Source organism: Paenibacillus campinasensis (assembly GCF_002272015.1).
Classification (GTDB): Bacteria; Bacillota; Bacilli; order Paenibacillales; family Paenibacillaceae; genus Paenibacillus_AQ; species Paenibacillus_AQ campinasensis.
Genome location: NZ_NPBY01000047.1, coordinates 85,676 through 99,181 on the forward strand (window position 1 = coordinate 85,676; position 13,506 = coordinate 99,181).

13 protein-coding genes are annotated in these 13,506 nt (G+C 56.3%); 12 read left to right on the forward strand and 1 reads right to left on the reverse strand.

Annotated elements, in window-relative coordinates:
• Positions 1 to 2: 2 nt before the first annotated feature.
• The 5 genes from CHH67_RS16295 (at position 3) to CHH67_RS16315 (ending at position 3,455) form a co-directional block, all read left to right on the forward strand.
• Complete coding sequence (locus CHH67_RS16295) at positions 3 to 734, forward strand: ThuA domain-containing protein (RefSeq protein ID WP_095266259.1); 732 nt, start codon at positions 3 to 5, stop codon at positions 732 to 734.
• 27 nt (positions 735 to 761) lie between these two features.
• Positions 762 to 1,868, forward strand: coding sequence for a Gfo/Idh/MocA family protein (locus CHH67_RS16300; RefSeq protein WP_095266260.1), 1,107 nt, complete (start codon positions 762 to 764; stop codon positions 1,866 to 1,868).
• Between the two features lie 163 nt (positions 1,869 to 2,031).
• A complete protein-coding gene (locus tag CHH67_RS16305; RefSeq protein WP_095266261.1) occupies positions 2,032 to 2,211 on the forward strand; it encodes an H-type small acid-soluble spore protein in 180 nt (59 codons plus the stop codon).
• Positions 2,212 to 2,443: 232 nt separating this feature from the next.
• A complete protein-coding gene (locus CHH67_RS16310; RefSeq protein WP_095266262.1) occupies positions 2,444 to 2,947 on the forward strand; it encodes a GNAT family N-acetyltransferase in 504 nt (167 codons plus the stop codon).
• 157 nt (positions 2,948 to 3,104) lie between these two features.
• On the forward strand, positions 3,105 to 3,455 hold the full coding sequence (locus CHH67_RS16315; protein WP_095266263.1) for a hypothetical protein: 351 nt from the start codon (positions 3,105 to 3,107) through the stop codon (positions 3,453 to 3,455).
• A gap of 108 nt (positions 3,456 to 3,563) precedes the next feature.
• Here the strand turns inward: CHH67_RS16315 and CHH67_RS16320 are convergent, their stop codons facing one another.
• Complete coding sequence (locus CHH67_RS16320) at positions 3,564 to 4,394, reverse strand: hypothetical protein (RefSeq protein ID WP_244908221.1); 831 nt, start codon at positions 4,392 to 4,394, stop codon at positions 3,564 to 3,566.
• Positions 4,395 to 4,721: 327 nt separating this feature from the next.
• Between CHH67_RS16320 and CHH67_RS16325 the strand changes: the two genes are divergently transcribed.
• The 7 genes from CHH67_RS16325 to CHH67_RS16355 all read left to right on the forward strand — a co-directional run.
• On the forward strand, positions 4,722 to 6,791 hold the full coding sequence (locus tag CHH67_RS16325) for a bifunctional aldolase/short-chain dehydrogenase (protein WP_095266265.1): 2,070 nt from the start codon (positions 4,722 to 4,724) through the stop codon (positions 6,789 to 6,791).
• A gap of 84 nt (positions 6,792 to 6,875) precedes the next feature.
• Entirely contained in the window at positions 6,876 to 8,180 is a 1,305-nt protein-coding gene (rhaA, locus tag CHH67_RS16330; RefSeq protein ID WP_095266266.1) for an L-rhamnose isomerase, read from the forward strand.
• A gap of 52 nt (positions 8,181 to 8,232) precedes the next feature.
• Positions 8,233 to 9,711 carry a rhamnulokinase gene (locus CHH67_RS16335; RefSeq protein ID WP_095266267.1) on the forward strand — a complete coding sequence of 493 codons (1,479 nt, stop codon included), beginning with the start codon at positions 8,233 to 8,235 and terminating at the stop codon, positions 9,709 to 9,711.
• Positions 9,712 to 9,734: 23 nt separating this feature from the next.
• Entirely contained in the window at positions 9,735 to 10,511 is a 777-nt protein-coding gene (locus CHH67_RS16340) for a DeoR/GlpR family DNA-binding transcription regulator (protein ID WP_095266268.1), read from the forward strand.
• 108 nt (positions 10,512 to 10,619) lie between these two features.
• Positions 10,620 to 11,348 (forward strand): (Fe-S)-binding protein, encoded by a 729-nt coding sequence (locus CHH67_RS16345; protein ID WP_095266269.1) that lies wholly within the window; start codon positions 10,620 to 10,622, stop codon positions 11,346 to 11,348.
• Positions 11,345 to 12,862 carry a LutB/LldF family L-lactate oxidation iron-sulfur protein gene (locus CHH67_RS16350; RefSeq protein ID WP_095266270.1) on the forward strand — a complete coding sequence of 506 codons (1,518 nt, stop codon included), beginning with the start codon at positions 11,345 to 11,347 and terminating at the stop codon, positions 12,860 to 12,862. The genes CHH67_RS16345 and CHH67_RS16350 overlap by 4 nt, the downstream gene beginning before the upstream one ends.
• Positions 12,852 to 13,506: LutC/YkgG family protein (locus CHH67_RS16355; protein ID WP_095266271.1), on the forward strand; the 655-nt coding region annotated here is incomplete at its 3' end. The genes CHH67_RS16350 and CHH67_RS16355, both read left to right, overlap by 11 nt.

Consider the following 13,506-nt stretch of genomic DNA (forward strand, 5'->3'; position numbering starts at 1 on the left):
CAATGAAAAAAGCGCTGATCGTATGGGGAGGCTGGGACGGACATGAGCCCCGGCAAGTAGCGGACATTTTTGCATCGCTGCTGCGTGAGGAACAATTTGAGGTTGAGGTATCGGATACGCTGGATGCATTTAATGACGGGGAGAAGCTGCTCGGACTGGATCTGATTGTACCGGTATGGACGATGGGCGAGATCAGCCAGGATCAAGTGAACAACGTGTCGAACGCCGTGCAGCGCGGAACCGGACTGGCCGGCTGCCATGGCGGCATGTGCGATGCCTTCCGGAACAATGTGGACTGGCAGTTCATGACCGGGGGGCAATGGGTAGCGCATCCGGGCAATGACGGTGTCACATACAAGGTCGAAATCAAGCAAAGCTCTAGTCCGCTGGTGGATGGCATGGAGGATTTCAACGTCGTTTCCGAGCAGTATTATCTTCATGTCGATCCAGCGGTTGAGGTGCTGGCGACGACAAGATTTCCGGTAGCGCCCGGACCGCATATGCTGAATAAATCGGTGGATATGCCGGTTGTCTGGACGAAGCGCTGGGGCTTCGGACGAGTCTATTACAACTCGCTCGGGCATCATGCTGATATCGTGGATATGCCGCAGGTGAAGGAGCTGATGCGCCGCGGGCTGCTGTGGGCTGCCGAAGGCAAAGCGCTCGCCGCTGGCCGCGATGTGTCCCTGTTCACGCATGGTGAAGGATATACCGGAATGGGAGACAGCCAGTAATCGACGGCAGAAGGAGACGAAACCAAGATGAAAAAAGTAAAAGTAGGCATCATCGGCTGCGGTAAAATCAGCGGCATCTATATGGAGAACTGCCATAAGTTCGATATTCTGGAGCTGTGGGCATGCGCCGATATCGACCGCGCCCGTGCGGAAGAGCAGGCTGCCAAGTACCAAATTCCGAACGTCTATACGACGGAGGAACTGCTGGCTGATCCGGAGATCGAGCTAGTGATCAATCTGACTATACCAGCCCAGCATGCCGCGATTAATCTGGCTGCGCTTGAGGCGGGCAAGCATGTGTATGTGGAGAAGCCGCTCGCTGTCACCCGGGAAGAAGGGCTTAAGGTGCTGGAGACGGCCAAGGCGAAAGGGCTGCTTGTCGGATGCGCACCGGAAACCTTTCTCGGCGCAGGCATTCAGACGGCATTGAAGCTGGTCAGAGAAGGGCGGATCGGCAAGCCGGTTGCCGCTACCGCCTTCATGATGAGCCGCGGGCATGAGCATTGGCATCCGGATCCGGAATTCTATTATGCCGCTGGCGGGGGGCCGATGTTTGATATGGGGCCATACTATCTTACCGCGCTCGTTCAGCTGCTGGGTCCCATCCGGAGTGTTGCCGGCATGACAGGGGCTGCCCTTGCTGAACGCACCATCACAAGCGAGAAGAAATACGGGCAGAAGGTGCCGGTAGACATTCCAACTCACGTGGCCGGGCTGCTGCAATTCCAGGAAGGTGCGATTGGCACCATCATTACGAGCTTCGATATTTTCGGTGACAGCGATCTTCCCCGGATCGAAATTTACGGCACGCAGGGCATATTGTCCGTTCCCGATCCGAACACCTTCGGCGGCCCGGTGTTATACCGGTTGACCGGGGAGTCGGAATGGACCGAGGAGCCGCTGCTGCCAGGATATAGCGAGAACACAAGAGGAATCGGCCCGGCCGACATGGCGTATGCGATTCGAAGCGGACGTGCGCACCGTGCCAGCGGCGAGCTCGCCTACCACGTACTGGAAGCGATGTGGGCCTTCCACGATTCATCAGACGAGGGCAAGTTCTATCAGATGCGCAGCACAAGCGACGCCCCGCGTCCGTTGCCTCTGGACTTGCCGGCGTATACGCTGGATTCATAAACCGGGATCAGAAGGCTGTCGGCTGCTGCACTGCATGGCCGGTGACCGAGCTGAATCGAAAGGAAACGTAATTGATCGATTCGCAGGAAGCTCTTTAGCGGTATATTCCGGGTCGTAATAACCATACTAACCTTGATCAGACCTGATGGAGGTAGAGACAACGATGAACAAACAACGTGCCCAGGAAATCGCCGCATCCCCGATTATGCACAATGTAACGCTGAGCGGGGTCCCTGTCTATATTCAGCATGTCGACGAACATACCGATACTGCCCGGGTTTATCCGCTCGATGATCCAGAGCATGAGCTGAACGTGTCTCTGGGACAGCTTATCGAAGAATAGCAATACGCATGTGCAGCACATCCATCCGCCCCGAAGTTCCGGGGCGGATTTTTACTATGTTGATTTCCCAGAAATCATAGGGGCAAGCGCGATCGGAAGTTCGCTCATTCCCCGGGAGCGGCATGCTTTGCTGGAGGCCAAGCACGGACGTTTGATATGAGCAGATTTGCCGAAGCTAAGCCTTCATTAATATGGTAAACTATTGTGAAATATAGATTAGGCGGGGATGAGGATGGAGATCAGACAAGCGGATATCCGTGATGCCGAAGGCATCGCCGTGGTTCATGTAGAGAGCTGGAGAACGACCTATAAAGGAATTGTGTCTGACGAGTATCTTCAGTCCTTATCAGCGGAGAAGCGGGTGGAGGGCTGGCGGCGCATGATGGCCAATCTGCGTGAGGATGAAGATGTGCTGGTCATTGCGGACGAGCATGGGAAGATCTATGGTTTTATGAGTTTCGGCATGGAGCGGGATAACAAACAGGCTGAGGACGGTGAGCTGTATGCCGTCTATTTACTGGAGGAAATCCAGGGGCAAGGCTGGGGAAGACAGCTGTTCAAGCGCATGGTTGATATTTTAAAGGCGAAAGGGTTCTCGACGCTGCTCGTCTGGGTGCTGGATGGCAACCCGGCGATTCAATTTTACCGTGCGATGGGCGGGGAAGTGACGAAGCAGAAGGAGATTGTCATCGGGGGCGAGACGCACCTCGAATATGCACTCAGCTGGCAAATTTAAAAAACCAATCTACAGCAGTTTGAAAGCCCGCTTTCCGGAAGGAGCGGGTTTTATCGAATGGAAGCACTGCGGATTTTTCACCGGCTGGTCAAATAGCTATGCCGCCTTCTCTTCTAGGGGAATATAATACATAAACTCTGGGGGAGGAGGAATCATCGTGCAGCAAATTCCGCTTTCGGCAGATTCATGCAGAGGGTATGTCGGCAAACATGTATGCGCAGTGCTCCAAGACGGAACAGAAGTCGTGGGCACGTTGCGCGGCGTACATGACAAAGGCCTGGAGATCGAATTTGTGAATCCGACAGCCTCGGTATTGTCTGCCAAAGGCAAACAGGGCGGCCCTTCTAAAAAATCCAAATCATCCAAAGGCAGCAAAGCAGCAACCTCGGCCTTCGGTCCGGGATATGGATATGGTTACGGAGGTTACTCGCCATACTGGGGTGGCGGCAACTTCTTGGCCTGGGAAGCCATCGCCTTATTGTTCCTTATTCCGTTTCTGTTCATCTAAGCCAAAGGTGCGAAGCAAGCAGGGCATCCGGAGGGTTCTCCGGCTGCCCTGTTTTTTGATTGACTCAAGAGAACTGCCAGCTTCATGGAAGGAATCACAAGAAGTCCGTCAGCCTGAATAGGTTGTATTCGAGGTATAGGTGCGCCGCATGAAAAGCGCAACAGGAATAAGCGCCACCAGGAAGCATAAAACCGCGGTTAATGGCAGAATGGCCCACTCGAATATGGACAATCCGAGCAGCGTCTGCCAGCCCATTGCGGCCAGACCAAGCAGGAACGAGATACCTGACAGATGAAGCATACGATGTCTTAACCGTCGATCATCTGCCGCTTTTCTCACGGATAGCCATGAGACCAAAGGCATGAACTGCAGCGCGTGGAATCCAATTCCGTGCAGCCAGATCATATTGCCGCCCGTCCCGATCTCACGTCCTTGATTCAATACAATCCCTATACCCGCAGCAAACGACAAGGTGATGGCAGCCATGGCATACCGAATCGCGATGGCCAACTCGGGATTCGCTTCATACACGCTGCGCTTGAAGTATTGAACCGCAGCCCAGAGGTAGAACAGGATGAGCAGAATAGCTACAACAGCAAAAACCGCCGCCATCGTGAGGTCAAAAACGCCGCTGCCTTGCGGAAAGCGGGGATTTACGCCCCGGAAATGCTGTACGGTCTCCACGAAATAGCTAAAGAGCGACAGCATAATATAGATGGATGTGAACACCATTTTCTTTCGTGAACTCATTCCCGAATACGGCATAATCATCGCTGTGGACAGCAAAAAAATGCCTAAAGCCGCATTGAACGAGAAGGCTTTGCCCACATCGCCGTAAGGGGCGACGGCCGCTCCGTTAACAAGGACCCACACGGCACATATGCCCGCCAGCAGCATGCCGAGCAGTCCGGTATAGATCAGCCATTGTTCCTGCTTCAATACATAGAATCGCATGTTCTTCCTCTCACCCTTCGCCTGATTTGATAACTTCACTTTAGCGTCGGCAAGCGCAGGGCTGAACGGTCTGAGGAATGAATATCGAAGGCGCTAAAGATGGATTTGAGCTCGTTCCAGAGACGGAGCAGCTACCCCGATCCCAGTCCAGGTTTATTCAAACAAACAAAAACGGAAGTTTTGAAATCGCTAACAATCAATTATTGAGTTTTGTAAATCTTTAAAAATACACCTATTCAAAAATAAACGGGCGTGATAAGATACAAACAAACAAAACAAATACGATGTTCTGATGCGGAGGGAGAGACAAACATGGTTCAGAATTTATGGGAACAATCGAAGGCGGCACTGGCCAGCGGAACACTTGAGCAACTTGTCTACCGGTCCAATCTGATCGGCGCCGACCGGCGGGTGTGCAACTGGGGCGGGGGCAACACGTCCAGCAAAACGACGATCAAGGATTTTCGCGGCAGAGAGGTTGAAGTGATGTATGTGAAGGGCAGCGGCTCGGATCTGGCATCGATGAAGGCGGCCAACTTCACGGCGCTCCGGCTCGAGGACATCCGGCCATTGCTGGAGCGCGAATCGATGACAGATGAAGAGATGGTTGCTTATTTGGGACACTGCATGGTGGATGCGAAGCATCCGCGGGCATCGATCGAGACGCTGCTGCATGCTTTTCTGCCGTTCCCGCATGTGGATCACACCCATCCCGATGCGATCATCAGCCTCTGCTGTGCTCATAACGGGCAGGAGCTGGCTGCGGAAATTTTCGGCGACCGGTTTGTCTGGGTCCCTTATGTTCGCCCCGGGTTTACGCTATCGAAGATGATTGCGGAAGGCGTCAGAAACCATCCGAAGGCGGAGCTTGTGCTTATGGAGAAGCACGGGCTGGTCACCTGGGGGGACACCTCGGAAGCATGTTATGCCAAGACGATTGATATCATTAATGAAGCCGAAAGCTTTATCGCCGCCAGAAGCGAGGGCAAGGAGCCGTTCGGCGGACGGGTGGTCGAGGCGCTGCCGGCAGAGATCCGCAGGTCGCTCGCAGCCGAGATCATGCCGATCATCCGCGGCGCGGTTAGCGACAGCAAACGCATGATTCTGTCATTTGACGATGAGGCGGATGTGCTGGAATTTGTATGCGGCCGCGACGCTGCACAGTTATCCCAGGTTGGCGCAGCTTGCCCGGATCACCTGGTACATACGAAGATGACACCGCTTTTCATTGAGTGGACACCGGATCCGGAGGATAAGGCAGGACTTCGCCAGAAGCTGATCGAAGGCATACAGAATTACAAAAGCAACTACGAAGCCTACTTCCAGCGCAACCGGCATGAAGGCGACGTCATGTTTGAAGCCGCTCCGCGCGTCATTCTTATTCCTGGTATCGGCATGGTCAACACCGGGAAGAGCTGGGCGATGTCCAAAGTCAGCGGGGCGCTCTATCATCGGGCAATTGCTGTGATGCGGGGAGCGACGGCACTCGGGCAGTTTGTCTCGCTCAGCGAGAACGAATCCTACAATGTGGAATACTGGCCGCTTGAGCTGTATAAGCTGACGCTGGCTCCGGCCGAAGCGGAATTCTCGCGGCAGGTTGCCTTCATTACAGGCGGCGCAGGGGGGATTGGCAGCGCTACCGCCCGCCGGCTGGTGGCGGAGGGCGCCCATGTCGTGCTCGCTGATCTGAACGCGGAAGGGGCCCGAAAGGTCGCCGAGGAGATTAACGAGCAGTTCGGGGAGAACCGTGCGCTTGCCGTTGCCATGGATGTCACCGTTGAGGAAGCGGTGCAGGCGGCATACCGCGACAGCGTTCTTGCCTACGGCGGCATTGATATCGTGGTGAACAATGCCGGGCTTGCGACCTCCAGTCCGTTTGACGAAACGTCGCTTGAGGAATGGAATTTGAATATGAACGTGCTTGGCACCGGCTATTTCCTGGTGGCCAGAGAGGCGTTCAAACTGATGAAGCAGCAGGATATCGGCGGATGCATGGTGTTTGTCGGCTCGAAAAACTCCGTGTATGCAGGGAAGAACGCAGCGGCGTACAGCTCGGCCAAGGCGCTGGAGGCCCATCTGGCCCGCTGCATCGCTGCCGAAGGCGGGGAATACGGCATCCGGGTGAACACGGTGCTGCCTGATGCGATTCTTCAAGGATCGGCGATCTGGAATTCCGGCTGGCGCAATGAAAGAGCCGCCGCATACGGCATTGAGCCGGATGAGCTGGAGGAATATTACCGCAAGCGGACAACACTTCAGGTCAACATTTATCCGCATGATATCGCTGAAGGGATTGCGTTTTTTGCATCGGCGAGGTCTGCCAAAACGACGGGCTGCCTGCTGACGATTGACGGCGGGGTTCCAGCCGCGTTTACAAGGTAAAGGCGGGCCAGCGGCAGCAGCAGGAATACTCGGCCTGGCCGCGAGTTTAATACATGTCATTATATGGCAAGGAGGCAAAGGGGAATGCGTGAGGATATTGTACGCAATTATGAAGCCGCCAAGGAGCTGTACGGCAAGTATGACATCGATGTAGATCAGGCTCTGCAAGCGCTGGAACACATTAAAATCTCCATCCATTGCTGGCAAGGGGACGATGTGCGGGGCTTCCTGTTTCAAGATCAGGAGCTGTCCGGCGGCATTTCGGTGACCGGGGAATACCCCGGCGCCGCACGGACGCCGGCGGAGCTACGTCAGGACCTGGAGAAGGCGCTGTCGCTCATTCCGGGCAAGCATAAAGTGAATTTGCATGCGATCTATGCCGACACGGAGGAGAAGGTTGATCTGGATGAGCTTGCACCGAGGCACTTTCAGACCTGGGTGGACTGGGCGAAGCAGCAGGGGATCGGGCTTGATTTCAATCCGACCTGCTTCTCCCATGACAAGTCCAAGGACGGCTTCACGCTCAGCCACCCGGATCCCGACATACGCCGCTTCTGGATTGACCACTGCAAAGCAGCGCGCAAGATCGGCGCTTATTTTGGAGAACAGCTGGGACAGACGTGCGTCACCAACATCTGGATTCCGGACGGCTACAAGGATGTGCCGGTAGACCGGCTGGCGCCAAGACAACGGCTGAAGGAAGCGCTGGATGACATATTCTCCGAACCGCTCGATTCGGCAATCCATCTGGATGCGGTCGAGAGCAAGCTGTTTGGCATCGGATCGGAGGCGTATGTCGTCGGTTCCCATGAATTTTACATGGGCTACGGGATACAGAACAACAAGCTGATCTGTCTGGATGCCGGACATTTTCACCCGACGGAAGGCATCGCAGGCAAGCTATCGGCCCTGTCACTGTTCACCGAAGGCATTCTTCTTCATGTGAGCAGACCGATGCGCTGGGATAGCGACCATGTTGTGACGATGGATGATGAGCTGATCGAGATCGGCCGGGAGCTGGTGCGAAATGGGCTGCTGGAGAAAACGTTCATCGGTCTTGATTTCTTTGATGGCAGCATCAATCGGGTCGCCGCCTGGGTCATCGGGACGCGCAACACAATCAAGGCGCTGCTGCGGGCGATGCTGGAGCCGACTGAGGCGCTCAGACAGGCCGAGCGCAAGGGCGATTATACAACGCGCCTGGCGCTGCTGGAGGAATTCAAGTCCTATCCGTTCGGAGCGGTATGGGATTACTACTGTGCGAAGATGGGCGTGCCGGTCAGGGAGCAGTGGCTGGAGGAAGTGAAGGCTTATGAGCAGCAGGTGCTGGTTCAGCGCGGACATCTTGAAGCTGAGCCTTCGGCTTTCGGCCTGAATGTTGGCCAATAAGGTGACTTGAGATCCAAGATCGACTCATGAAATGGAAGGAGGTTGTCTGCACTTGAGCGTGCTTGCATTTGATCTCGGGGCCAGCAGCGGTAGAGCGCTTATCGGCCAGTTGAAAGACCGAACGATCCAGGTGGAGGAGATTCACCGATTTCCGAACGAGCCGGTGCAGATTGGCGGCAGACTGCACTGGGACATCCTGCGTTTATTCCATGAGCTGAAGCAGGGACTGCTCCGGACCAAAGCTTCGGGCATACAGGTGGAAAGCCTGGGGATCGACTCTTGGGCCGTCGATTTCGGTCTGCTCGACCAGCGGGGCGAGCTGATGGCCAATCCGTATCATTATCGTGATTCGCATACCGACGGTGTGATGGAAAAGGTGTTTGAGACTGTGCCGGCGCAAGCGATTTTTGCCAAGACAGGCATTCAATTTCTGTCGTTCAATACGATTTACCAGCTTGCGGCGATCCGCCAATCCAGACCTTATCTGTTGCAGGAGGCCAGCCGCCTGCTCATGATTCCTGATCTGCTGCGTTACTGGCTGACCGGCGAGATGGCCAATGAGTTTACGAATGCAACCACGACCCAGCTGTTCAATCCTTCGCTGCAGCGCTGGGACCCGGAGCTGCTCAACAGCCTGCATCTCCCGTCTCACCTGTTCGAGCAGGTTGTCCATCCAGGCACGGAGACGGGCGCTTTAAGAGCTGCCATCACTGAGGAGCTTGGCCTGCCGAAGATGAAGGTATATACCGTTGCCGAACATGATACCGCTTCCGCTGTTGTGGCGGTGCCGGCCCTGGAGCGGTCCTTTGCTTATCTGAGCTGCGGAACCTGGTCGCTGATGGGTACGGAGGTGGCGCAGCCGGTCATTCATGATCGTGCACGCGAGCTGAATTTTACGAACGAAGGCGGGGCATACGGCACGTACAGGCTGCTCAAGAACATTATGGGGCTGTGGATTTTGCAGGAATGCCAGCGGACGTGGCAGCGTCAGGGATTATTGTATTCCTATCCGGAATTGGTTATGATGTCGGAAGCGGAACCGGCGTTCTCCTGTTTCATCAACCCGGATGATCCGCTGTTTCTGCCTGCCGGCGATATGCCGCAGCGCATTGCAGCTTATGCCCGCCGGACCGGGCAGCAGGTGCCGCAAAGCCCTGGCGCGATCGTGCGCTGCATTATGGAAAGCCTTGCGCTGCAGTATCGGCATGTGCTGGAATGTACCGAGGAGCTGTCGAATCAGCGCTTCAGCGGTTTGCACATGGTAGGCGGCGGCATTCATAACGAGACGCTGTGTCAGTGGACGGCGAGTGCAATCGGCAAGCCGGTATGGGCCGGTCCGGCTGAGGGCAGCGCGATCGGCAATATGGCGGTTCAGTGGATCGCAAGCGGCGAGCTGTCGGACATGTGGGAAGCGAGGGCGCTTATACGCGATTCTTTTCCTGTCACCATATACGAGCCTGCCGACCGGGAAGCATGGGAGAACGCATTCGGACGATTTTGCCAAATCACGAAATCGACAACCTATATATAAAGTAAGAAGGATGAGGCGGTATCATGCTGGTTGCGGAACGATATGAAAAAATAGTGCAGTTGGTCAACGAGAGAGGAAGCATTCGCGTCTCGGAGCTAAGCCACATCTGCGGCGTGACCGAGGAGACGATTCGCCGCGATCTCGATCGGCTGGAGGAGGCCGGAAGGCTTCGCCGCTCCCACGGCGGGGCGGTCAGCGTGAAGGATCAGCCGGCGGCTCAGCGGTCCCAGCCGGAAATCCCGTATGCGGAACGCGAGATTATGAACGCTGAGGAGAAGCGGCGAATTGCGGAGGAGGCTGTGAAGCTGATTCAGCCGAGTGAGCGCATATTGCTGGATGCAAGCTCCACGGCCTGGTATATGGCCCGGATCATTCCCGATGTGCCATTAACGGTGCTGACGAATTCGATCAAGGTGGCAGCGGAGCTTGGTCCGAAGGAGAAGATACAGGTCATTTCCACCGGCGGCATTCTTGCCGGTCGCTCCATGTCCTTTGTAGGGCCGCTGGCCGAGCGCTCGCTGGATGCTTATTATGTAGACAAGGCGTTTATCTCGTCCAAGGGCGTGCATATCGAGCGCGGACTTAGCGAATCCAATGAACTTCAGGCCAGAATCAAGCAGCGGATGATCGGCATGGCTGACGAGGTGATTGTGCTGGCCGATGCCAGCAAATTTGGGCTGCAGGCGTTCACCCAGGTCGCAGATCTGTCGCAGGTGCACCGAATCATTACAGACCGGAGACTGGCTGAAGCGGAGGCCGATTCATACCGAGAGCTCGGCATTATCGTTCAGTCCGTATAACTAGCGATCCCTCGGCATTGATCCGGGGGCTTTCATTATCTATTCCAAGATCTATTCCAAGTTCAAGATGAATACCAACATTCCAATTCTGAAACGGGGGGATCTGCAGTGAAAATATCCCTGTTCGTCACTTGTCTAAGCGATGTTTTGTTTCCGCAGGTGGCGGAAGCGATGGCCAGATTGCTGGCCAGGCACGGTGTGAAGCTGGAGTTTCCGAAGGTCCAAACCTGCTGCGGGCAGCCGGCCTACAACAGCGGCTATTGGGAAGAGTCCCGCCAGAGCGCTCGCACGATCCTGGACGCCTTCGAGGACAGTGATTTTGTGATCGCGCCGTCCGGCTCATGTACACATATGATCCACCAGTATCCCGGCTTGTTTCGTGAGGACCCCGTCTATTGGGCCAAAGCGAAAGCGCTTCACCATAAAACCTATGAATTCACACAGTTTATGGTCCAGGTGCTGGGCGTCACCGATCTCGGCGCTCAATTTCCTCATAAAGTGACGTATCACCCTTCCTGCCACGGCAGCCGCCTGCTCGGTGTAAAGGAAGAGCCGATGGCGCTTCTCGGCAGTGTGAGGGGGCTTGAGCTGGTGCCGCTGCCGTATGCGGAAGATTGCTGCGGCTTCGGCGGGACATTTGCTATCAAAATGGCCGATATATCTGGAGCCATGGTGACGGAAAAAAGCGATCATGTGCTGGAGACGGAGGCGGAGGTGCTCGTGGGGCTCGACATGGCATGCCTGATGAACATCGCCGGCAATCTGCGCCACAGAGGGGAACAGGTGCGGGTCATGCACCTGGCAGAGCTGCTGTATGAGGGGGTGAGCCATACATGAGCAGAGCGGATGCAGGAGCTCAAACGGTCAAGGAGCGAGCCGGGCTGGCGCTGAACAACGAGTTTCTGCGCAGTGCGGTCCGCTTCACGACCGAGCGGCTTCGGAACGGCAAACAGGCGGCAACGGCGGAGCATGGCAACTGGGATGACTGGCGGGAGCGCGGGCGGCAAATCCGGCTGCATACGATCGCACATCTGGATTATTATTTGAACGCGTTTGCCGAGAATGCAAGAGCGAACGGGGCGTTTGTGCATTTTGCCGAGACAGCGGCGGAGGCGGTAGATATCGCGCTGACCATTGCCAAGCATAAGGCTGCCTCCTCGGTCGTCAAATCCAAGTCGATGGTGTCCGAGGAGCTTCATCTCAATCAGGCGCTTGAAGCCATTGGGGTGGAGGCCGTGGAGACGGATCTTGGTGAATATATTATTCAGCTTGCGAAGGAGACGCCTTCGCATATCATTATTCCGGCGATTCACAAGAACCGGTTTCAGATTGCCGAGCTGCTATCCAAGGAGGCAGGGGAGACGCTGCCGCCCGATACCGCGATTCTGGCCGGATTCGTCCGGATGAAGCTGCGTGAGAAGTTTCTGGAGGCGGATATCGGCATGACCGGCTGCAACTTTGGCATTGCGGAGACGGGATCGATGGTGCTGTTCGAGAACGAAGGGAACGCGCGAATGGTTACGACCGTCCCGAAGACGCAGATTACGCTGATGGGGATGGAGCGGCTGATTCCATCCTGGGCGGATCTGGAGGTGATGGCTACGCTTCTGCCCCGGTCGGCAACAGGCCAGAAGCTGACCGTCTACATGTCCGGAATTACCGGACCGCGCCGGAGCGAAGATGCCGACGGGCCGGACGAACAGCATATCATCATTATCGACAACGGCCGTTCGCTGCAGCTTGGCGATCCCGAATTCCAGGAGCTGCTGAACTGCATACGCTGCGGCGCATGCCTGAACGCATGCCCTGTGTACCGCCATATCGGCGGCCATGCTTATGGCGGAACCTACAGCGGCCCGATCGGAGCCGTGCTCACCCCGGCCTTGAAGGGCAACGTAGCCGAATGGGATGACATTGCGAATGCCTCCAGCCTTTGCGGGGCCTGCTATGAAGCCTGTCCGGTCAAGATCCCCCTGCATGATATGCTGGTCTACCTGCGGCGAAGAAAGAATGAGGCAGGCAGAGGCGACAAGCTGGAGACGGCCGGGATGAAAGGCTTTGCGGCTGTGATGGGCAGCAGCGGCAGGTACCGCAGTGCGGTGTCGGCCCTGAAGCTTGGGCAGCGGCTGGTGGTCCGAAATGGAGAGATTCGCACCAGAATCGGCCCGTTAAAGGGCTGGAACAAATATCGGGTGACGCCGGCACTGCCGAAGCAAAGCTTCCGTGACCGGTGGGGAACGGTGGAGGCGGAGCTTCGCCGCGATGTGAAGGAAATGGCGCCTGAGACGGAAGCGAAGCTGCAAGCCTTGATCAGGCAGCGCAGGAACGGAGGGGATGAGCATGACGGCTAAACCGGGCGGGAACCCTATTGCAGCTGCGGCGCAATGGGCGGATCAGCTGGCAGAGCTGGAAGCCGCATCGCGCCGGAAGCAGGAGAAATTCATGAACGGCATCGCTGACCGGCTGGGCAGGGAGCGGATTCGTCAGCGGCCGGAGCATCCGTACCGGGGTGCACCGGAGGAATGGGGGCGCTTCGAATGGTCCGGGGAGGAGCGCATCCGCCAGTTCACCGCCAATTTCGAGATGGCAGGAGGCCATGTCGTTCACCTTGCCAATATGGAGCAGGCAGCAAGATTTATGGCCGACAAGTGTGCGGAAATGAGCGCCAAGACGCTGCTTAGACAGCATGAACCGGCGCTGGAGCAGCTGGGCCTGGAACGGCTTCTGCCTGATTCGGAGATTCATGTTTGGAATGCACATGAAGAGATGAATTGGCGAGCCATCGCTGCCAGGGCGGATATCGGGATTGTAATCGCCGACCATGCGGTGGCTTACACGGGCTCCTTGGTGGTGATGTCGTCGGAGCATAAGGGCAGAGCCGTCAGCCTGCTCCCGGCTGTGCTGATGGCTGTCATTCCGGTCGAGCGTCTGCGAACGCGCCTGGGAGAGGTGCTGGTCCGGCTGGATGAAGCGGGGCGGGAGCAGCTGCCCGCCG